This is a genomic window from Streptomyces sp. NPDC020192, from assembly GCF_044388685.1.
Lineage (GTDB): Bacteria > Actinomycetota > Actinomycetes > Streptomycetales > Streptomycetaceae > Streptomyces.
In genome coordinates this window covers 338,276-358,691 of record NZ_JBIRXG010000003.1, presented here as the reverse complement: position 1 = coordinate 358,691, position 20,416 = coordinate 338,276, and the positions used below count along the sequence as shown (strand labels likewise).

Here is a 20,416-nt window from a genome sequence, read left to right as displayed (position 1 = left end):
CCTCCGTGAGCCGTACGTGAGCCGCGTGTAACCCCAGGGAGTCTCCCGGACTGCGCCGACCGCCACTCGTGCCTAAAGTGCGGATAAATCGCCCAGCAGCCGCACAGCCGCCCGAGGGGACCCCCGTGACGCACGCCCCGCCGCCCGGCACACCCAAGGCCCGCATCCCCGGTCCCCAGCAGCCTCCGCCGCCGTACCCCCGCATCCGCGCGGGGCTGTGGCGGCGGTGTCTGGGCGGCGGGCTCGCCCTGTGGGCACTGACGGCGTGGGTGACGCACGAGACGCGCGACAGCACGCTGCTGCCGACACTGATCCTGCTCGGCAGCTTTCTGGTGCCGGTGGTCTTCGTGCTGTGGGCGTACGAGCGGCACGGCCGTGACCTGGGCGTCAGCGCGATCCTCGGCTGTTTCCTGGCGGGCGGCACGCTCGGGGTGCTCGGCGCCGCGCCGACGGAGTCGCATCTGCTGCGCCCCTCCCTCGGGACGTTCCTCGGCGTCGGCCTGATCGAGGAGGCGGCCAAGCTGGCCACGCTGGTGTTCGTGCTGCGGAGCCAGCCCGGGATCCGCGGCACGCGCGCGGGGCTGGTGCTCGGCGCGGCCGTCGGCTTCGGCTTCGCGGCCCTGGAGAGCGCCGGGTACGCCTTCAACGCGGCCGCCTCCACCGCGGGCGTCAGCCTGCGCGCGCTGCTGGAAACGGAGATCCTGCGCGGGGTCCTGGCACCCTTCGGGCACGGCCTGTGGACCGCTATCACCGGCGCCGCCCTGCTGTCCCGGCGCCGGCTCAGCGGCCGCTTCCGCGTCACCGCGCCGATCGCCGGCACCTGTCTGGGCGTCTGTCTGCTGCACACCCTGTGGGACTCGACGCACGGCCTCGCGATCTGGGGGGCGGCCCGGCTGACCGGCGCCGGACTGGACCAGCCGCTGTTCACGCAGCCGTACCTCGCCCGGCCGAACGGCATGCAGGAGCACCTGTTCACACTGTTCTCGGTCGGCGGGCTGGCCCTGGTGGCGCTGGCCGGGGTCGGCTGGGTGCGGTCGCTCACACGCCGGGATCTCTCTTGAGGAATACCCCCTAGGGGTATAGTGTCAAGAAACATGAGGGTTACCCCGTGGCCCCAGCGGCTCATGGGCACCCCTCTGGCCCCCTACGCCTCGACGAGGAGTAACGACATGACCGCCCACACCGACACCCCGGGTTCCGTGACCACCGTCTACAAGGTGACCGGCATGAGCTGCGGCCACTGCGAGGGAGCCATCACCGGCGAGGTCTCCCAGATCCCCGGCGTCACCTCGGTGAAGGCCGTGGCGTCGACCGGCGAGGTGACCGTCGTCTCCGCGGCCCCGCTGGACGACGAGGCCGTGCGCGCCGCCGTGGACGAGGCCGGTTTCGAGCTGGCCGGCAAGGCCTGAGCGCCACCCTCCCCTTTCCCGACCGGGCCGTACCGACCAGCTGATACTGGCTCCGTACGGCCTGGTCCGATGTCTGGAGTCCGGACATGACCAGCACCACCGCAGACACGGCCATAGCCCCGGGTGCGGCTTCCGAGGTCGAGCTGCTCATCGGCGGGATGACCTGCGCCTCCTGCGCCGCGCGCGTGGAGAAGAAGCTCAACCGGATGGACGGCGTCAGCGCCACCGTCAACTACGCCACCGAGAAGGCGAGGATCTCCTTCGGCGAGGGCGTCCGGGTCGCCGACCTGATCGCCACCGTGGAGAAGACCGGCTACACCGCCGAGGAGCCCGCCCCGCCGCAGCCCGAGCCCACCGAGGAGACGTCCGGGTACGACCCCGAACTCACCGCCCTGCGGCAGCGGCTGCTCGTCTCCGCGCTGCTCGCGCTGCCCGTCGTCCTGCTCGCGATGATCCCGGCGCTGCAGTTCGACAACTGGCAGTGGCTGTCCCTCACCCTCGCCGCGCCCGTCGTCGTCTGGGGCGGCCTGCCCTTCCACCGAGCCGCCTGGACCAATCTCCGGCACGGTGCCGCGACCATGGACACGCTGGTCTCGGTCGGCACGCTGGCCGCGTTCGGCTGGTCGCTGTGGGCGCTGTTCTTCGGTGACGCCGGCATGCCCGGGATGCACGACGAGTTCCGCCTGACCATCTCCCGGATGGACGGCGCCTCGACGATCTATCTGGAGGTCGCCTCCGGAGTCGTCGCGCTGATCCTGCTCGGCCGCTATCTGGAGGCCCGCTCCAAGCGGCGCGCGGGCGCGGCCCTGAAGGCCCTGATGGAGCTGGGCGCCAAGGACGTGGCGGTGCTGCGGGAGGGCCGTGAGGTGCGGGTCCCGGTGTCCGACCTGGCGGTGGGCGACCGGTTCGTCGTACGGCCCGGCGAGAAGATCGCCACCGACGGCACGGTGACCGAGGGCGTCTCCGCGGTGGACGCGTCCATGCTGACCGGCGAGTCGGTGCCGGTGGACGTGGGGCCCGGCGACCGGGTCACCGGGGCCACGGTCAACGCGGGCGGCCGGCTGGTGGTGGAGGCGACCCGGGTCGGCGCGGACACCCAGCTCGCCCGGATGGCGAAGCTCGTGGAGGACGCGCAGAACGGCAAGGCCGAGGTGCAGCGGCTCGCCGACCGGGTCTCCGCCGTCTTCGTGCCCGTCGTCATCGGCATCGCGGTCGCCACGTTCGGCGGCTGGCTGGGCGCGACCGGGGACGCGGTCGCCGCGTTCACCGCCGCCGTCGCCGTCCTGATCATCGCCTGCCCGTGCGCGCTGGGCCTCGCCACGCCGACCGCGCTGATGGTCGGCACCGGCCGCGGCGCCCAGCTCGGCATCCTGATCAAGGGCCCCGAGGTGCTGGAGTCCACGCGCCGCGTCGACACGATCGTCCTCGACAAGACCGGCACGGTCACCAGCGGCCGGATGACGCTCCAGACGGTGTACGTCGCCGACGGCGAGGACGAGAAGGAGTTGCTGCGGCTCGCCGGCGCCCTGGAGCACGCCTCCGAACACCCCGTCGCCCGCGCGATCGCCGCCGGCGCCGGGGAACGCGCGGGAGCCCTGCCGCCGGTCGAGCACTTCGAGAACGTCCCTGGGCGGGGCGTACGCGGACGCGTGGACGGCCGTGAGGTGGCCGTGGGGCGCCTGTACGACGAGCTGCCGCAGGAGTTGACCCGGGCGGCCCGCGAGGCCGAGGAGCAGGGCCGTACGGCCGTCGTGGCCGGCTGGGACGGGCGGGCGCGCGGTGTCCTCACCGTCGCCGACGCGGTCAAGGAGACCAGCGCGGAGGCGGTGCGCGAGCTGCGCGCGCTGGGCCTCACGCCCGTCCTGCTGACCGGCGACAACCGGACGGTCGCCGAGGCGGTCGCGCGGACGGTCGGCATCGACCCCGCGCACGTGTACGCCGAGGTGCTGCCCGAGGACAAGGTGGACGTCGTACGGCGGCTGCGGGACGAGGGACGCGCCGTGGCGATGGTCGGTGACGGCGTCAACGACGCGGCCGCGCTGGCCACCGCCGATCTGGGGCTCGCGATGGGCACCGGGACGGATGCGGCGATCGAGGCGAGCGATCTGACGCTGGTGCGCGGGGATCTGCGGGTGGCGGCGGACGCGATCCGGCTGTCCCGGCGGACGCTGGCCACGATCAAGGGAAACCTGGTGTGGGCCTTCGGCTACAACGTGGCCGCGCTGCCGCTGGCCGCCGCCGGGCTGCTCAACCCCATGATCGCGGGTGCGGCGATGGCGTTCTCGTCGGTGTTCGTGGTGACCAACAGCCTGCGGCTGCGCCGCTTCCGCTGACATCGTGAGGTAAGAGACCTTCCAGAGCCCCTGGAGTCGGGCGCGCGCCTCACATAAGCTCTTCACAAGGCTCGCGCATCATCCTTACGCTTGGGTCCCGATCGCCGTATCGGGGCTCTTACGCACCTAAAGGACATATGCAAGAGACGCAGATCACAGTGATGCGAACGTAACCATCGAAGGGGTTCGAAGGTCTAAGTTGGCGATGTCGGTTCGGCGTCTTGGGGGGCGTCAGCCGGCATCTGGGGATGTCTTGGGGGACTTCCTCAGAGATGCGTTGCCGGGGCACGTACACCGGGGAGCTTTGAGCGGCCCTCCCAGCGTGCGTTGTCCCGGCAGATCGCACCGCATCACTGGAGTGGGACGAGTTTTGCTCGTTCTGCTCGACAGACAGCGATTCAGGCGCTGTCCTCTCCGAGCGCCCGGCCGGATCCCGTGGGGGGAATCCGCACCGGGACATGGGAAGGCGCCCTGGACGTCGGCCCGTGGGGGGACCGGCGCCAGGGCGCCTTCCGCTTGTGCGTTCCTACGACCATGCGCCTACGGCCGCACAAAGAGCGTGAGCCATCAGCCGCCCCCGCTCCTTCAGCGGCAAGCTCTCGGGCGAACGCCCGGCGAAGCCCATGAGCACAACTCCGGTGACGGGACGCCAAGAACGCGGCGCCCCTCACCGGCAGGTGTCAGCGCTCCTCGACCGGCACGAAGTCGCGCTCGACGACGCCCGTGTAGATCTGGCGCGGGCGGCCGATGCGGGAGCCCGGCTCCTTGATCATTTCGGTCCATTGGGCGATCCAGCCCGGCAGGCGGCCGAGGGCGAACAGGACCGTGAACATCTCGGTCGGGAAGCCCATGGCCCGGTAGATCAGACCGGTGTAGAAGTCGACGTTGGGGTAGAGGTTGCGCGAGACGAAGTAGTCGTCGGAGAGCGCGTGCTCCTCCAGCTTCAGCGCGATGTCCAGCAGCTCGTCGGACTTGCCGAGCGCGGAGAGGACGTCGTGCGCGGCGGCCTTGATGATCTTGGCGCGCGGGTCGAAGCTCTTGTAGACCCGGTGGCCGAAGCCCATCAGACGGACGCCGTCCTCCTTGTTCTTCACCTTGGTGATGAAGGAGTCGACGTCGCCGCCGTTGGCCTGGATGCCCTCCAGCATCTCCAGCACGGACTGGTTGGCACCGCCGTGCAGGGGGCCCCAGAGCGCGGAGATACCGGCGGAGATCGACGCGAACATGTTCGCCTGGGACGAGCCGACCAGACGGACCGTCGACGTCGAACAGTTCTGCTCGTGGTCGGCGTGCAGGATCAGCAGCTTGTCCAGCGCGGAGACCACGACCGGGTCCAGCTCGAACTCCTGCGCCGGCACCGAGAAGGTCATGCGCAGGAAGTTCTCGACGTAGCCGAGGTCGTTGCGCGGGTAGACGAACGGGTGGCCGATCGACTTCTTGTACGCGTACGCCGCGATCGTCGGAAGCTTCGCGAGCAGGCGGATCGTGGAGAGGTCGCGCTGCTTCTCGTCGTGCGGGTTGTGGCTGTCCTGGTAGAACGTGGACAGCGCCGAGACGACCGACGACAGCATGGCCATCGGGTGGGCGTCGCGCGGGAAGCCCTTGTAGAAGTTCTTGACGTCCTCGTGCAGCAGCGTGTGCCGCGTGATCTCGTTCTTGAACGTGGCCAGCTCGTCGACGGTGGGCAGCTCGCCGTTGATCAGCAGGTACGCCACCTCGAGGAAGGTGGAGCGCTCGGCCAGCTGCTCGATGGGGTAGCCGCGGTAGCGGAGGATGCCCGCCTCGCCGTCGAGGTAGGTGATGGCGGATTTATAGGCGGCCGTGTTGCCGTATCCGCTGTCCAGAGTCACCAGACCGGTCTGGGCGCGGAGCTTCCCGATGTCGAAGCCCTTGTCACCGACGGTGCTGTCGACCACCGGGTAGGTGTACTCGCCGTCGCCGTACCGCAGTACTACAGAGTTGTCGCTCACGTCTTCCCTCACCGACGTAGTGCCTCATCTTCGAGGTGCCCTGACTGTCTCTACCATCCCCCATTTGGCTCAGGAGAGTGCACTCGGGGTCGACCATTGGGCCTATTGGCGGCACTCAGTGCCGCCAACTTGCCCATCCTGCCCCCTGGGAGGGGCATCCGGAAGTGCTCTGTGACCTTCATGACTCATTTGATCGATCATTTTTCGCGGTCAGCCTGAAGTCCAGTGCCGTACAGCGCCGTCCGGCCGACACCGTGCGCACCGCCTGGCCGATCGCCTTGCGTGAACCGACGAGGACGACCAGCTGTTTGGCCCGGGTCACGGCGGTGTACAGCAGGTTCCGCTGGAGCATCATCCATGCCCCGGTCGTGACGGGAATCACCACCGCGGGATATTCACTCCCCTGCGAGCGGTGAATGGTCACCGCGTACGCGTGCGCCAGTTCGTCCAGTTCGTCGAATTCGTACGGAACCTCCTCGTCCTCGTCCGTCAGCACCGTGAGCCGCTGATCGACCGGATCGAGCGAGGTGACGACGCCCACGGTGCCGTTGAAGACACCGTTCTTCCCTTTCTCGTAATTGTTACGAATCTGGGTGACCTTGTCGCCCACCCGGAAGACCCGCCCGCCGAACCGCTTCTCGGGCAGATCGGGCCGCCCGGGTGTGATGGCCTGCTGCAACAGCCCGTTGAGTACGCCCGCCCCGGCCGGCCCCCGGTGCATCGGCGCGAGGACCTGGACGTCCCGGCGCGGATCGAGCCCGAACTTGGCCGGAATCCGCCGCGCGGCCACGTCCACGGTGAGCCGCCCGGCCTCCTCGGTGTCGTCCTCCACGAAGAGGAAGAAGTCCTTGAGCCCGTCGGTGAGCGGATGCTGCCCGGCGTTGATGCGATGCGCGTTGGTGACGACACCGGACTGCTGGGCCTGCCGGAAGACCTGGGTGAGCCGGACGGCGGGGACGGGGCTGCCGTCGGCGAGCAGGTCTCTGAGCACTTCCCCGGCACCAACGCTGGGCAGCTGGTCGACGTCCCCGACGAAGAGGAGGTGCGCGCCGGGCGGTACGGCCTTGACGAGCTTGTTGGCGAGGAGGAGGTCGAGCATGGAGGCCTCGTCGACGACGACCAGGTCGGCGTCGAGGGGCCGGTCCCGGTCGTACGCCGCATCCCCGCCGGGTTTGAGCTCCAGCAGCCGGTGCACGGTGGACGCCTCGGCGCCGGTCAGCTCGGCCAGCCGCTTGGCGGCCCGCCCGGTCGGCGCGGCGAGCAGCACCTTGGCCCGCTTGGCCCGGGCCAGCTCCACGATCGAGCGCACCGTGAAGGACTTGCCGCAGCCGGGTCCGCCGGTGAGCACGGCGACCTTCTGGCTGAGCGCGAGCTTCACGGCGGCCTCCTGCTCGGGAGCGAGGTCGGCACCGGTGCGTGTTCTCAGCCAGCCGAGGGCCTTGTCCCAGTCGACGTCCTGGAAGCCGGGCATGCGGTCCTGCTCGGAGCGCAGGAGGCGCAGGAGCTGGGCGGAGAGGGAGAGTTCGGCGCGGTGGAAGGGGACGAGGTAGACGGCGGTGACGGGTTCGTCCCTGTCGCCCTCCGGCCCGGGCACCTTCTCCCGCACGACGCCCGGGTCCTCGCCGTCCTCCGCCGGCTCGGCGAGTTCGGCCAGGCACTCGATGACCAGCCCCGTGTCGACCTGGAGCAGCTTGACCGCGTCGGCGATGAGCCGCTCCTCGGGCAGGAAGCAGTGTCCTTGGTCGGCGGACTGGGAGAGGGCGTACTGCAGGCCGGCCTTGACCCGCTCCGGGCTGTCGTGCGGGATGCCGACGGACTGGGCGATCTTGTCGGCGGTCAGGAAGCCGATGCCCCAGACGTCGGCAGCCAGCCGGTAGGGGTGGTTCTTCACGACGGAGATGGACGCGTCGCCGTACTTCTTGTAGATCCGCACGGCGATGGACGTGGAGACCTCGACGGTCTGGAGGAAGAGCATGACCTCCTTGATCGCCTTCTGCTCCTCCCAGGCGTCGGCGATCTTCTTTGTCCGCTTGGGCCCGAGCCCGGGGACCTCGATGAGCCGCTTGGGCTCCTCCTCGATGATCCGGAGGGTGTCGAGCCCGAAGTGCTGGGTGATCCGGTCGGCGAAGACGGGTCCGATGCCCTTGACGAGACCGGAGCCGAGATAACGCCGGATGCCCTGGACGGTGGCGGGGAGGAGGGTCGTGTAGTTCTCGACATGGAACTGCTTGCCGTACTGCGGATGCGACCCCCAGCGGCCCTCCATGCGCAGCGACTCCCCCACCTGGGCGCCGAGCAGCGCGCCGACGACCGTGAGGAGATCGCCGGCGCCTCTGCCCGTGTCGACCCGGGCGACCGTGTAGCCGTTCTCCTCGTTGGCGTACGTGATGCGTTCCAGCACGCCGTCGAGTACGGCCATCCGCCGCTCACCGCTCGTGGGGGTCCCCGCCTGTTGAGCCATGATCCGACGGTACCGGTGGGGTGTGACAGCGGGTGGGGGCTACGACGTCATCCGGCATGCCCGTCAGCGGGGTGGCGCGGCCGAAGCGGCCTCCCGTCCGACCCCGATTCCTGGCGTTGGATCCCCGAAGAAAGGTCTTGTCGCGAGAACGCTGCCGTCCGGACTTTTGATGAAGAAAACGGGGTGCCAGGCGCGTTGATACCCGTAACTCGGCTCGGCCACCGCGACATAGTCCGTCACCGTGTCCGAATCATAGAGCAAGGTGCCGGTGTTGGCGCTACCACTTGAATCGGCAAGTTGCCCCGTGTCGTTGTAAACGGTGTACCAGGCGATAATGCAATTCTTGCCCTGGAAGCCATTGAAGGCGGTCTGGATGAAAAAGACCCAGCCGGCCGAGGTTTGGCTGTACAGCGAGAGCTGGTTGATGGTTGCGCCCTGGGGCCCTGCCGGGCCGATGCTCTGAGCTGGTGACGAGGCGGTGATGGCCGGCCCGGGACTGTTTTTGGAGGAGCACTGACTGAAGATGCCCGCGATAATCGCAGCAAGCAGGGCTGCTGCGCCAGATGTCAGCCAGAACGTGCGAATCGGTCGTCGCTGGGAGTTCTTGTGCTTGCTCGGCGTGGAGCCGTTGTGCGTGGCCACGACTGTCCCTCTGCGCGATGCCGACCTCCTCCGGAATGCCAAGCGTAGGCCTTCGGATACTCTTCAGCTGAACCCATGAAGTGAATTCTCGATAATTCACCTGTTGGGCGGATGTACGGAGTGCTGCTGCTTCAGGTCTTCGAGGAAGGTGGTGAAGGTGGGGGTGGGGAAGGTGAGGGTGGCGCGAGTGGGGGCTTTGGAGTCGCGGATGGTGGTGCGGGTGGGGGTGGTGGCTATCTCCACGCACTCGTTGCCGTCGCCCTCGCCCGAGAAGGAAGACTTCCGCCAGTTGTCCATGGGGCCTCACAGCTCCTTTGTCAGCCGGTGAATGAAGTCACGGGACTCATCCGGTTCGAGTGATACGGCCTCCACCATACGGAAGCGCGTTCGATAAATGTTGAGCTGAGCCTCGGAGTCGATGAGGACTGTGCCATGAGGCGCGTCCCGTACCACCGTGTCCAGCCTGGGCAGGGGGCCACCCGCGTACGTCATCGCACTTGAGGCGGCAAAGCCGTCCCGGTCGAAGGGAATGACGCGCATGGTGACATGGTCCGCTTCGGAGAGCTCGAGGAGCCGGGCGAGTTGGGCCTTTGAGGTGGCTCGGTCGCCGACCCTGATGCGAAGTGCCGCCTCATGGATCACCGCTTCGTACGGGACGGTGATCTTCTGTCGAGCCTTTCGGTGCCGGATGCGCAACTCACGTTCTTCACGGGTGAGTTCGGGCAACCTGGACGAGAAGACGGCACGGGCGTAGTCCTCGGTCTGCAGCAGGCCGGGTACGTACAGGATGGCCACGTGGCGCAGGAACCGGGCATGGTGCTCCAGCTCGGACAGGTCCAGGAACGACGTGGGCAGCGAGCCCCGGTACTCCTCCCACCAGCCGTGTGTCCGGTCGGCGGCCATCGCCACCAGGGCGTCGATGAACTCCTCGTCGGTGCAGGCGTAGTGGGAGGCGAGGCGACGGAGTCGCTGCTCGCTCACGCCCGCGAGGGCGGACTCGATATGGGTGATCTGGGCGGGGGCCACACCGAGCAGGGCCGCCGCCTGGCGGGAGTTGAGACCCGCAGCCTCACGGAGTCTGCGCAGTTCGGTTGCCAGTCGCATCTGACGTGCCGTTGGTTCGCGCCTCTTCACCATCGACCGGCCCTCCTCACAACTCGATCGGCGTCAGATTACGCGACCGGCTTGCTGCGTCCCTAGATTTAGATCTACCGTCGGTGACGTACCGCACACGCAGCGGAAGTGCACCGCGTCTGCGGCGTTGCCACCCTGCGCCCAAAAAACCCTTCATCCCACCGGAATTGATGACGCATGCCCGAAACCTGGGACTACACCCTCCAGATCCCCAACGACCTCAGAGCCGTCACCATCGCCCGCCGCACCCTGCGCCTGATCCTCACCCTGCACGACCTCATCGGCCTCGTCGACACCGCCGAACTCCTCGCCACGGAACTGGTCTCCAACGCCGTACGACACACCAAGGGACCCGCCGCACTCAGGGTCCGCCGCTCCCCGGAGGGCATGGTGTGGATCGGCGCCTGGGACACCGACCCTGCCCCACCCGACCCGCCACGCCCGCTCGAGCAGGTCGCCGAGCTGGAGGAAGGGCGGGGATTGGGCCTGGTCATCGCGTGCGCGGAGTACTGGGGGTGGCAGCCGGCGGCACGGTTCGGCAGTCGGGGGAAGTACGTGTGGTGCGAACTTGCGGCGGCCTAGCTCGTTGATGGTCGGCTCGTCGCATGAGGCGCTGCACCGGATCTTTCAGAAGGATCCGACGCTGCTGACGAAGGCGTTACAACGCGTCCTGCACGTGCCCTTCCCTGAACCGAGGGAGATCGTGGCGCTGAACGTGGACCTCACGGAGATCGAACCGGTCGAGCGCCGCGTGGACACCCTGTTGCGGGCGGAGACGGACGAGGGCACCTACCTGCTCGTCGTCGAGTCACAGGGGAAGGTGGACGAGCGGAAGCGGGACAGCTGGCCCTACTACCTGTCCTACCTGTACGAGAAGTACCGCTGCGAGCCGGTCCTCATCGTCATCACCCAGAGCAGCCACACGGCCAAGTGGGCCTCGCGTCCCATCCGGCTCGGCTTCCCGGGCTGGGAGTCCCTGACGGTACGGCCGCTCGTACTCGGCCCGGACAACGTCCCGGTGATCGCGGACGAGAAACAAGCTGCACTTGACGTGCCCCTTGCGGTGCTCTCGGCCATGACACACGGGCGCGGACCCCAGGCTCCGGCCATACTGGAGTCGCTGGCCGCCGCCCTGCGGACCATCGACCCCGACAGTGCCGCAGTCTTCGTGCAGTTCGTCGACTCGTGCCTGGCCGACCCCCAGGCGAAGCAGATGTGGAGGGATCTCATGACGGCGATCCAGTACTTCTGGCGGCACCCGCTTGCCGAGCAGGTGCGGGAGGAGGGCCGGGTTCAAGATCGCCAGGAGATGACGCTCCGCATCCTCGAATGGCGCGGCATCCCGGTCCCCGACTCAGTCCGTGAGCGAGTGATGGCCTGCACGGACCTCGACCAGCTCGAGGTCTGGGCCCAGCGAGCCGTACACGCCACGGACGCGGCGGAGCTGTTCGACGCGGAGTGAGCAAGTGGCCGTTGGGCCGCTCGCTTCCTCTCAGTGTCGTGCCTCCACGGCCCGCCTCAAGGGCGCTCCTCGCGGAAGCACGACACTCGCCGAGAAGCGGGCGGTCCCACGGCACCCTCACAGCCGACGTCCACCCGCGAGAAGGCCGTACCTCCGTTCCCCCACCCCGGTCACGATTAGGTTTCGGACAACCTTCAACCTCTTGCATCTCGCCATGTAATCGTTTCCAATCCTTCTTACGGCACGGCATGGAATCGATTACACGACTCCACGGTTACACAGCCGTCCGTTCCACCAGGGAGTCTCACAAGGAGGTGAGCCGGCGTTGGCGAGTATCAAGGATGTCGCCGCCTCGGCCGGGGTGTCCGTGGCCACGGTGTCGCGTGTCCTGAACGCACACCCGTCGGTCAGCGCGGACGCACGCACGCGTGTGCTGGCCGCCGTCGAGGAGCTGGGGTACCGGCCCAACGTCGTCGCCCGCTCCCTGCGGACCGACCAGACCCGCACCCTCGGGCTCGTCATCAGCGACGTGCTGAACCCCTACTTCACCGAGCTGGCCCGCTCCGTCGAGGAGGAGGCCCGGGCGCTCGGGTACAGCGTGATCATCGGGAACGCCGACGAGCAGCCCGAGATCCAGGATCACCACGTGCGGAATCTGCTGGACCGGCGGATCGACGGGCTGCTCGTCTCCCCCACCGACGGGGGGTCGCCGCTCATGCTCGACGCCGCCCGCTCCGGGACGCCCATGGTGTTCGTCGACCGGTGGATCCCGGGCGTGGACGTGCCCGTCGTACGGGCCGACGGGCGGGCCGCCGTACGGGATCTCGTCACCCATCTGCACTCCCTCGGGCACCGTCGGCTCGCCATCATCGCCGGGCCCGCCGCCACCACGACCGGCAGTGAGCGCGTCGAGGTCTTCAGGGCCGTGCTGGCCGAGTACGGGCTTGCGCTCCCCGACGCCTACATAGGCCAGGGCGACTTCCAGGCCGAGAGCGGGCGGCGGGTCACCGAGGGGTTCCTGGATCTTCCCGAGCCGCCGGACGTCGTCTTCGCCACCGACAACCTCATGGCACTCGGTGCCCTGGACGCCGTACGCGCGCGTGGGCTGCGCGTGCCGGACGACATCGCGCTGGCCGCGTTCGACGACATCCCGTGGTTCGTGCACACCGATCCGCCCGTCACCGCGATCGCCCAGCCGACCGGTGAGCTGGGGCGGGCCGCCGTACGGGCCCTGGTCGACCGCATCGAGGGGCGGACCCCCCGGTCCGTCACCCTGCCCGCCCGGCTCGTCGTGCGCCGCTCGTGCGGTGAGCCGGCCACCACTCCAGTCCCATCCCCCACGCAGTCCCCCTCCCCAGTGCAAAGGAGCACGTCGTGAGCAACCCGGACGAGTTGCTGCGCATCGAGGGCATACGCAAGACCTTCCCCGGCGTGGTCGCGCTCGACGGCGTCGACTTCGATCTGCGCCGGGGCGAGGTCCATGTGCTGCTCGGTGAGAACGGCGCCGGCAAGAGCACGCTCATCAAGATGCTCTCCGGGGCCTACACGCCCGATGCCGGCCGGATCCGCGTCGACGGCCAGGAAGTGCGCATCCATGGCGCACAGGACGCCGAGCGGCTCGGAATCGCCACCATCTACCAGGAGTTCAACCTCGTTCCCGATCTGACCGTCGCCGAGAACATCTTCCTCGGGCGGCAGCCCCGGCGCTTCGGGATGATCGACCGGAAGCGGATGGAGGCCGACGCCGAAGCCCTCCTCGCGCGCGTGGGCGTCAATGTGTCGCCACGCGCGCGTGTACGCGAACTCGGTATCGCCCGGCTGCAGATGGTCGAGATCGCCAAGGCGCTCAGCCTGGACGCGCGCGTGCTCATCATGGACGAGCCGACGGCCGTACTCACCTCGGAGGAGGTGGAGAAGCTCTTCGCCATCGTGCGCTCGCTGCGCGAGGACGGTGTCGGGATCGTCTTCATCACCCATCACCTCGAGGAGATCGCCGCCCTGGGGGACCGGGTCACCGTCATCCGGGACGGCAGGAGTGTCGGGCAGGTGCCTGCCTCCATCCCGGAGGACGAGCTCGTACGGCTCATGGTCGGGCGGTCCATCGAGCAGCAGTATCCGCGTGAGCGGCCGGACCGCGGTGCCGCGTTGCTGTCCGTCGAGGGGCTCACCCGGGACGGGGTGTTCCATGACGTGAGCTTCGAGGTGCACGCCGGGGAGGTCGTCGGGATCGCCGGGCTCGTGGGCGCCGGGCGGACCGAGGTCGTGCGGGCCGTGTTCGGGGCCGATCCCTACGACGGCGGGGCCGTCAGGGTCTCCGGCGCCCAGCTCAAGCGGCATGACGTGAACGCCGCCATGGCCGCCGGGATCGGGCTCGTGCCCGAGGACCGCAAGGGGCAGGGGCTCGTCCTGGACGCCTCCGTCGAGGAGAACCTCGGGCTCGTCACCATGCGCGCCGCCACCCGGGGCGGGCTCGTCGACCGCAAGTCGCAGCACGTCGCCGCCGAGCGGATCGCCCGGCAGCTGGGGGTGCGCATGGCGGGTCTCGGGCAGCACGTACGGACCCTGTCCGGCGGCAACCAGCAGAAGGTCGTCATCGGCAAGTGGCTGCTGGCCGACACCAAGGTGCTGATCCTCGACGAGCCGACGCGCGGGATCGACGTCGGCGCCAAGGTCGAGATCTACCAGCTGATCAACGAACTGACCGCCGCCGGGGCCGCCGTCCTCATGATCTCCAGCGATCTGCCGGAGGTGCTCGGCATGAGCGACCGGGTACTGGTCATGGCCCAGGGCCGGATCGCCGGTGAGCTGACGGCCGACGAGGCCACCCAGGACGCCGTCATGTCCCTCGCCGTCTCCACCCCCACCACCGAGAAGACCCAGAAGGAGGCCAGCCGTGGCCACTGACACGCTCACGAGCACGACGGGCGCGACCGGCGCCCCCGGCGGCCCCGGCGGCCTGCGCCGGCTGCTCCTCGACAACGGCGCGCTCACCGCGCTGATCGTCCTGGTCATCGCCCTGTCGGCGCTGTCCGGCGACTTCCTGACGACCGACAACCTGCTCAACATCGGCGTCCAGGCCGCCGTGACGGCGGTCCTCGCCTTCGGTGTGACCTTCGTGATCGTCTCGGCCGGTATCGATCTGTCGGTCGGATCCGTGGCCGCGCTCTCGGCGACCGTGCTGGCCTGGAGCGCGACACAGCACGGGGTGCCGGTGCCGGTCGCCGTGCTCCTCGGCCTCGGCACCGGTGTCGTGGCCGGGCTGGTGAACGGTTTCCTCATCGCGTACGGCAAGCTGCCGCCGTTCATCGCGACGCTGGCGATGCTGTCCGTGGGCCGTGGTCTGGCCCTCGTCCTCTCGCAGGGCTCGCCGATCCCCTTCCCCGACTCCGTCTCGCACCTCGGTGACACGCTCGGCGGCTGGCTGCCGGTGCCCGTGCTGGTCATGGCCGTCATGGGGGTCATCGCCGCCGTCGTCCTCGGGCGGACGTACATCGGCCGTTCGATGTACGCCATCGGCGGCAACGAGGAGGCCGCCCGGCTCTCCGGTCTGCGCGTGTCGAAGCAGAAGCTCGCGATCTACGCCCTGTCCGGACTGTTCGCGGCCGTCGCCGGCATCGTGCTGGCCTCCCGGCTCTCCTCGGCGCAGCCGCAGGCCGCCTCCGGCTACGAGCTGGACGCGATCGCGGCGGTCGTCATCGGTGGTGCCTCGCTCGCGGGCGGCACCGGCAAGGCGTCCGGCACGCTGATCGGCGCGCTGATCCTGGCGGTGCTCCGCAACGGCCTCAACCTCCTGTCGGTGTCGGCGTTCTGGCAGCAGGTCGTGATCGGTGTCGTCATCGCGCTGGCGGTGCTGCTGGACACGGTGCGCCGCAAGGCCGGGGCGACTCCGGTGGCGACCGGCGGTGCTCCGGGCGGCAAGGGCAAGCAGGCGGCGACGTACGCCCTCGCGGCCGTCGTGACCGTGGCGATCGTCGGCGGGACCTCCTTCCTGCACACCGGCTCGTCGTCCTCCACGACCCCGCGCATGGGTCTGTCGCTGTCCACCCTCAACAACCCCTTCTTCGTGCAGATCCGGGCCGGTGCCCAGGCCGAGGCGAAGAAGCTGGGCGTGGACCTGACCGTCACCGACGCCCAGAACGACGCCTCCCAGCAGGCCAACCAGCTGCAGAACTTCACCAGTTCGAGCCTGGGCGCGATCATCGTCAACCCGGTGGACTCGGACGCGGCGAGCAACTCGGTCAAGGCCGCCGACAAGGCGAAGATCCCGGTCGTCGCCGTCGACCGGGGCGTCAACAAGGCGGACGTGAACGCCCTGGTGGCCTCCGACAACGTGGCCGGCGGTGAGCTGGCGGCCAGGACGGTCGCCGAGAAGCTCGGCGGCAAGGGCAAGATCGTGATCCTCCAGGGCCAGGCGGGTACGTCGGCGGCCCGGGAGCGGGCGCAGGGATTCGCGAACGGCCTGAAGGCCTACCCGGGCATCCAGGTGGTGGCCCAGCAGCCCGCCGACTTCGACCGCACCAAGGGCCTCGACGTGATGTCGAACCTGCTCCAGGCCCACCCGGACGTGCAGGGCGTCATCGCCGCCAACGACGAGATGGCCCTCGGCGCGATCAAGGCGCTCGGCTCCAAGGCCGGCACGTCGGTCCAGGTCGTGGGCTTCGACGGCACCCCGGACGGGCTGACGGCGGTGAAGGACGGCACGCTGTACGCGTCGGTCGCCCAGCAGCCGAGCCAGCTGGGAAGGATCGCCGTGGACAACGCGCTGAAGGCCGTGCAGGGCAAGAAGGTCGAGTCGACGGTGAAGGTGCCGGTGAAGGTGGTCACGAAGGACAACGTGGCCGGTTTCAGCGGCTGACGGAGCACGGCTCGGGCGGGCGGCCGTACACCATGGGCACATCGGGAGCTCGGGGTGGCGGCCGTCCGCCCCGGGTCGTCTCAGGGGAGTCACGGGGAGCAGAGGGAGTCAACTGATGTACGACTACGACCTGTTGGTCGTGGGGTCGGCCAACGCCGACCTGGTGATCGATGTCGAGCGGCGGCCGGCCGCAGGCGAGACGGTGCTCGGCGGTGACCTGGCCGTCCACCCGGGCGGCAAGGGCGCCAACCAGGCGGTCGCCGCCGCCCGGCTCGGTGCGGGTACGGCGCTGCTGGCGCGGGTCGGCGACGACGGCCACGGCCGGCTGCTCCTCGACTCCCTGCGCTCGGCGGGCGTCGACACGGTCGGCGTGCTGGTGGGCGGGGCGCCGACGGGCGTGGCGCTGATCACCGTCGACCCTGAAGGGGACAACAGCATCGTGGTGTCCCCGGGCGCCAACGCCCGGCTCACCCCGGGGGACGTCCGCGCGGCGGGCAGCCTGTTCCACGCCTCCCGGGTGGTGTCGGCACAGCTGGAGATCCCGCTGGAGACGGTCGTGGAGGTCGTACGGAACCTGTCCCCGGACAGCCGTTTCGTCCTGAACCCGTCGCCGCCCCGGCCCCTGCCCACGGAGGTGCTGGCGGCCTGCGACCCGCTGATCGTCAACGAGCACGAGGCCCGGGTCATCCTCGGCGACGCGTGCGTCAGCGAGGAGCCCGAGGACTGGGCGAAGCTGCTGCTGGCCAAGGGCCCGCGCTCGGTGGTCGTGACCCTGGGGGCCGAGGGTGCGCTGGTGTGCGACGCGTCCGGGGTGACACGGGTGGCGTCCGTGAAGGTGGACGCGGTGGACACGACGGGGGCGGGCGACGCCTTCACCGCCGCCCTGGGCTGGAAGCTGGGGTCGGGTGCGGATCTGGCCGAGGCGGCGGGGTACGCGGCCCGGGTCGGCGCGGCCGCGGTGACCAGGCGGGGCGCGCAGGAGTCGTACCCGACGGCGGAGGAGGCCGAGGCCCTGTGAAGAAGGCAGGAATCCTCAACCGTCATCTGGCCGGTGCACTGGCCGAGTTGGGCCACGGGGACGGGGTGCTGGTGTGTGACGCCGGTATGCCGATCCCGGCCGGGCCGCGCGTGGTGGACCTGGCGTTCCGGGCCGGGGTGCCGTCGTTCGCCGAGGTGCTGGACGGGCTGCTGGCCGAGCTGGTGGTGGAGGGCGCCACGGCGGCGCAGGAACTGCGCGGACCCAACCGGACCTTGCTGGACGGCCACTTCCGGGACCTGGAGCTGGTCCCGCACGAGCGGCTGAAGGAACTCTCGGCGGGCGCCCGGCTGGTGGTCCGCACCGGGGAGGCCCGGCCGTACGCCAATGTGCTGCTGCGGTGCGGGGTGTTCTTCTAGCGGGTGTTCTTCCAGCGGACCGGGTCCGGGGCGACGAGTGCGCGCTCCCAGTGCTGGGTGTCGGCGTACTCGCGCATGCCGGTGATCTTTCCGGCGCGGACGGTGAAGACGCCGATGTTGTGCTCGTGGTAGGGCCTGCCGGTCCTGCCGCCACAACCTCCAGGCCGCTCATCTCACCGAAGCCGAGTGGCGTGTGCGGTGGCAGGCCGAGCGCCGCTTCCTCCAGGCGGACGGCGAGTCCGGCAAGCGGTACGGCAACGAGACCATCCGCGTCACACCGGACGGCGAAGTCTCGCTCAAGCTGCCCGCCCCTTTGGCGCACCTGGCGAACGCCCCGCACGGCCGGTACGTGCTGGCCGCGAAGGTGTCGTTCAAACATCGGGGTGAGCAGTGGGCCGACCGCGTCGCCGCGAACCGGGCGGTCGCCTACCGCATCCACGAGGACACGGCGCGCGGGCGCTGGTACCTGACCGCGTCCTGGACGATCCCGCCGGTCAAGACCGTGCCGCTGGCGGCGGCCCGCGCGCACGGGCTGGTCGGCGTCGACACCAACGCCGACCTCCCCCACGCTCGGCTTCGCTCGCGCGGGGGGACCCCCACCGCCGCCTGGCACCTGGACCGGCACGGCAACCCCATCGGCGAACCCCTCCGGTTCGGCTACGGCCTGACCGGCACCGCGAACCATCGCGACGCCCAGGTCCGCCACGCGCTGATTCGCCTGCTGCACTGGGCCAAGCGCCATGGGCTGTCGATCGCGGTCGAGGACCTCGACTTCAGCGCCGAGAAGACCCGCGAGAAGCACGGCCGCCGCAAACGCTTCCGCAAGCTGATCTCCGGCATTCCCGTCAGCAGACTCCGGGCCCGGCTCGTCAGCATGGCAGCCGAACTCGGCATCCCCGTCATCGCCGTCGACCCCGCCTACACCAGCAAGTGGGGCGCCCAACACTGGCAGAAACCCCTCACCAGCAAGAACCGCAAGACCACTCGCCACGACGCGGCCGCCGTGGCCATCGGCAGGCGCGCCCTGGGACACCCGATCCGGCGACGGACGGCACCGCCCCGCACCCACCAGAGCGATGGGTGCGGGCATCGGACCGTCCAGGCCGAATGGGGTTTCCCGGGGCGTGAGGCGCTGTCCATCAGCGGCCTCCGGCCGCGGGCCGCCCCCGCATTCCCGGACCACGGACAGGATCCGTGCGCGCCGGATGCGGAACGAACGCGGTGGACCAGGACGCCCAACACCGTTCGGGGCGTCCGGCTGAGCATGAGTTCTGGCAACAGGACTCACTCCCGCTCAGTCTCTAGGAACGGTGTCCTGCAGCGAGCTGTGCGCCGGGCTGGGTACGGGCTCGAAGCTGACGTGGCGGCATGCGCCCACGACGAGATCGACCAGAGGCGGATTGTTGCGCCGCGCTGTCAGGTACAGCGGCAGAGCGGCCAACTCGCCCGTTCCATGGCCCTAGCTGAACAACCGCCCGGCGGACGGTCAGAGCCGGCCTGCCACGAAGCCCGCCACCTGCGTGCCGAGTTGCTGTCCCGCGCGGTTGTCGAGAGAGGTGTGCTGGCCGGCCCAGATCCGGCTGAGCCACGCTTCGGTGGCGGCGTCCTGGAAGCCGGCGAAGGTGCGGGTGATGCCCTTCGACGTCACCGTGAGCCGGTGCCGCGCACCGTAGAACTCGGCGAGCGTCGTTGCCGCCGCCTGGCTGAGGGCGGCGTGAGCGCTGGGGTAGGACGGATCCGGGGCGGTCTTCAGCAGGGGGGTCCAGTTGGGGTCGCCGACGATGCGCGGGTTGTAGTGCGTACCGCCGAGCCGGATGGCGGTCACGGGCCGCCACACGCGGTAGGTGTACTTGGCGTCGTACGTCGCGATGGTGGTGTCGGCGAGGGAGAGGTCGAGCCGGGCGAAGACCTTCACCGTCTGCTCCAGGCTCGTGTTCTGGGAGGTGACCAGGTTCTGCGCGATCTGGTTCCAGACGTTCCAGACGGGCGCCGCCGACCAGAACGTCGCGGCCGCGGTCTGATCGGCGGTGCGGGTGGTACTGGTCTTGCTTCCCAGGCTCTTGACCTCGTTCAAGGTGGTGGCGTACGCGCCGCTGCTCACGGCCGGCGGTGCTGCCGGGCGGAACTGGCGTCCGCTGGTCAGCACGAACGGCTTGACCGAGCCCCAGTTGATGAACACCGGTGCCGGGAAGTCGGGAGGGGTGGGCCGGTAGTCACCGGGCTTGTCGCCGGGGCGGAACGGCGGCGGCTTCGCCGAGGACCCGTCATCCGACCGCAGGCTGATCAGCCGGCGGGCGACCGCGGTCCCCACAGCCATGCCCGCCTGCTTGCCCGGGCCGGCCGGAATCGCGGACAACTGGCTGCTCAGCCGCTGGTCCACGCCTGCGCGCTTGGCCGGGTACAGGGCGACCAGCACATCGTGGGCCGCCTGGTCCGCCGCGGCGTCCGCACGAGCGCCTCGCGGCGCCGACACCGAGAACAGGTACGCGGGGCCGGTCCGGGTGATCGACACCACCGCGTCGTACTCGGCGGCCTGGAGGAGCGCGAAACCCCGCGTGGGATGGACGGTGGCCGGCTGCGCCTTCGGATCGCTGAGGATGGTGATGAGCTCACGGTTCCATTCCACGACCGAGGTCCCCGAGGCCGTGGCCGACGCCGTGGGCGAGGGGGCGGCTCCGGCTCCGAAAGCGGGGCTGGTGAGTCCGGCTGCCAGCGCGATTCCGGTCAGTACGGCGAGTGTCTTCCGCAACCCGAT

At 69.7% G+C, this 20,416-nt stretch carries 16 protein-coding genes and 1 pseudogene; 11 read left to right on the top strand and 6 right to left on the bottom strand.

Translation table 11 applies throughout. The features are described from left to right. The first annotated feature begins 125 nt into the window (after window positions 1–125). The 3 genes from ACH47Z_RS08720 (at window position 126) to ACH47Z_RS08710 (ending at window position 3,742) form a co-directional block, all read left to right on the top strand. Window positions 126–1,061, top strand: coding sequence for a PrsW family intramembrane metalloprotease (locus ACH47Z_RS08720; RefSeq protein WP_399072004.1), 936 nt, complete (start codon window positions 126–128; stop codon window positions 1,059–1,061). 108 nt (window positions 1,062–1,169) lie between these two features. Next, the gene (locus tag ACH47Z_RS08715) at window positions 1,170–1,409 is read left to right on the top strand and encodes a heavy-metal-associated domain-containing protein (RefSeq protein ID WP_399072002.1); all 240 of its coding nucleotides are present in this window, start codon (window positions 1,170–1,172) and stop codon (window positions 1,407–1,409) included. Between the two features lie 86 nt (window positions 1,410–1,495). Further along, window positions 1,496–3,742 (top strand): heavy metal translocating P-type ATPase, encoded by a 2,247-nt coding sequence (locus ACH47Z_RS08710; RefSeq protein ID WP_399072000.1) that lies wholly within the window; start codon window positions 1,496–1,498, stop codon window positions 3,740–3,742. A gap of 680 nt (window positions 3,743–4,422) precedes the next feature. Here ACH47Z_RS08710 and ACH47Z_RS08705 read toward each other — a convergent pair. The 5 genes from ACH47Z_RS08705 to ACH47Z_RS08685 form a co-directional block, all read right to left on the bottom strand. Next, entirely contained in the window at window positions 4,423–5,712 is a 1,290-nt protein-coding gene (locus tag ACH47Z_RS08705) for a citrate synthase (protein WP_399071998.1), read from the bottom strand. Window positions 5,713–5,890: 178 nt separating this feature from the next. Further along, complete coding sequence (locus ACH47Z_RS08700; protein WP_399071996.1) at window positions 5,891–8,173, bottom strand: ATP-dependent RecD-like DNA helicase; 2,283 nt, start codon at window positions 8,171–8,173, stop codon at window positions 5,891–5,893. A gap of 63 nt (window positions 8,174–8,236) precedes the next feature. Next, entirely contained in the window at window positions 8,237–8,815 is a 579-nt protein-coding gene (locus tag ACH47Z_RS08695) for a hypothetical protein (protein WP_399071994.1), read from the bottom strand. Window positions 8,816–8,911: 96 nt separating this feature from the next. Next, the gene (locus ACH47Z_RS08690; protein ID WP_399071991.1) at window positions 8,912–9,112 is read right to left on the bottom strand and encodes a DUF397 domain-containing protein; all 201 of its coding nucleotides are present in this window, start codon (window positions 9,110–9,112) and stop codon (window positions 8,912–8,914) included. A 6-nt stretch (window positions 9,113–9,118) separates the two neighbouring features. Continuing rightward, window positions 9,119–9,952, bottom strand: coding sequence for a helix-turn-helix domain-containing protein (locus tag ACH47Z_RS08685; protein ID WP_399071989.1), 834 nt, complete (start codon window positions 9,950–9,952; stop codon window positions 9,119–9,121). 174 nt (window positions 9,953–10,126) lie between these two features. On the opposite strand from ACH47Z_RS08685, the gene ACH47Z_RS08680 reads away from it, so the two are divergent. The 8 genes and pseudogenes from ACH47Z_RS08680 to ACH47Z_RS08645 form a co-directional block, all read left to right on the top strand. After that, window positions 10,127–10,531 (top strand): ATP-binding protein, encoded by a 405-nt coding sequence (locus tag ACH47Z_RS08680; RefSeq protein ID WP_399071988.1) that lies wholly within the window; start codon window positions 10,127–10,129, stop codon window positions 10,529–10,531. 7 nt (window positions 10,532–10,538) lie between these two features. After that, complete coding sequence (locus tag ACH47Z_RS08675) at window positions 10,539–11,411, top strand: hypothetical protein (RefSeq protein WP_399072330.1); 873 nt, start codon at window positions 10,539–10,541, stop codon at window positions 11,409–11,411. 325 nt (window positions 11,412–11,736) lie between these two features. After that, a complete protein-coding gene (locus tag ACH47Z_RS08670) occupies window positions 11,737–12,789 on the top strand; it encodes a LacI family DNA-binding transcriptional regulator (RefSeq protein WP_399071986.1) in 1,053 nt (350 codons plus the stop codon). After that, window positions 12,786–14,315: a sugar ABC transporter ATP-binding protein gene (locus ACH47Z_RS08665; RefSeq protein ID WP_399071984.1), complete on the top strand. Its 1,530-nt coding sequence runs from the start codon at window positions 12,786–12,788 to the stop codon at window positions 14,313–14,315. The genes ACH47Z_RS08670 and ACH47Z_RS08665 overlap by 4 nt, the downstream gene beginning before the upstream one ends. Then, window positions 14,305–16,266 carry a substrate-binding domain-containing protein gene (locus tag ACH47Z_RS08660; protein WP_399071982.1) on the top strand — a complete coding sequence of 654 codons (1,962 nt, stop codon included), beginning with the start codon at window positions 14,305–14,307 and terminating at the stop codon, window positions 16,264–16,266. The genes ACH47Z_RS08665 and ACH47Z_RS08660 overlap by 11 nt, the downstream gene beginning before the upstream one ends. A 115-nt stretch (window positions 16,267–16,381) precedes the next feature. Then, the gene (locus tag ACH47Z_RS08655) at window positions 16,382–17,284 is read left to right on the top strand and encodes a ribokinase (protein ID WP_399071980.1); all 903 of its coding nucleotides are present in this window, start codon (window positions 16,382–16,384) and stop codon (window positions 17,282–17,284) included. Next, window positions 17,281–17,661, top strand: coding sequence for a D-ribose pyranase (gene rbsD / locus ACH47Z_RS08650; protein ID WP_399071978.1), 381 nt, complete (start codon window positions 17,281–17,283; stop codon window positions 17,659–17,661). Before ACH47Z_RS08655 ends, rbsD begins: the two co-directional genes overlap by 4 nt. A gap of 148 nt (window positions 17,662–17,809) precedes the next feature. Beyond that, a pseudogene (locus ACH47Z_RS08645) lies at window positions 17,810–18,966 on the top strand (IS200/IS605 family accessory protein TnpB-related protein); the annotation flags it as partial. Between the two features lie 181 nt (window positions 18,967–19,147). Here ACH47Z_RS08645 and ACH47Z_RS08640 read toward each other — a convergent pair. Then, window positions 19,148–20,410, bottom strand: a complete 1,263-nt coding sequence (locus ACH47Z_RS08640; protein WP_399071976.1) for a vanadium-dependent haloperoxidase — start codon at window positions 20,408–20,410, stop codon at window positions 19,148–19,150. Window positions 20,411–20,416 lie beyond the last annotated feature (6 nt).

What these genes read in the sequence shown, in the direction of transcription:
- ACH47Z_RS08715 (WP_399072002.1), top strand. Translation starts at nt 1,170, where the DNA reads ATGACCGCCCACACCGACACCCCGGGTTCCGTGACCACCGTCTACAAG.
- ACH47Z_RS08710 (WP_399072000.1), top strand. Translation starts at nt 1,496, where the DNA reads ATGACCAGCACCACCGCAGACACGGCCATAGCCCCGGGTGCGGCTTCC.
- ACH47Z_RS08700 (WP_399071996.1), bottom strand. Translation starts at nt 8,173, where the DNA reads ATGGCTCAACAGGCGGGGACCCCCACGAGCGGTGAGCGGCGGATGGCC.
- ACH47Z_RS08690 (WP_399071991.1), bottom strand. Translation starts at nt 9,112, where the DNA reads ATGGACAACTGGCGGAAGTCTTCCTTCTCGGGCGAGGGCGACGGCAAC.
- ACH47Z_RS08685 (WP_399071989.1), bottom strand. Translation starts at nt 9,952, where the DNA reads ATGGTGAAGAGGCGCGAACCAACGGCACGTCAGATGCGACTGGCAACC.
- ACH47Z_RS08680 (WP_399071988.1), top strand. Translation starts at nt 10,127, where the DNA reads ATGCCCGAAACCTGGGACTACACCCTCCAGATCCCCAACGACCTCAGA.
- ACH47Z_RS08675 (WP_399072330.1), top strand. Translation starts at nt 10,539, where the DNA reads ATGGTCGGCTCGTCGCATGAGGCGCTGCACCGGATCTTTCAGAAGGAT.
- ACH47Z_RS08655 (WP_399071980.1), top strand. Translation starts at nt 16,382, where the DNA reads ATGTACGACTACGACCTGTTGGTCGTGGGGTCGGCCAACGCCGACCTG.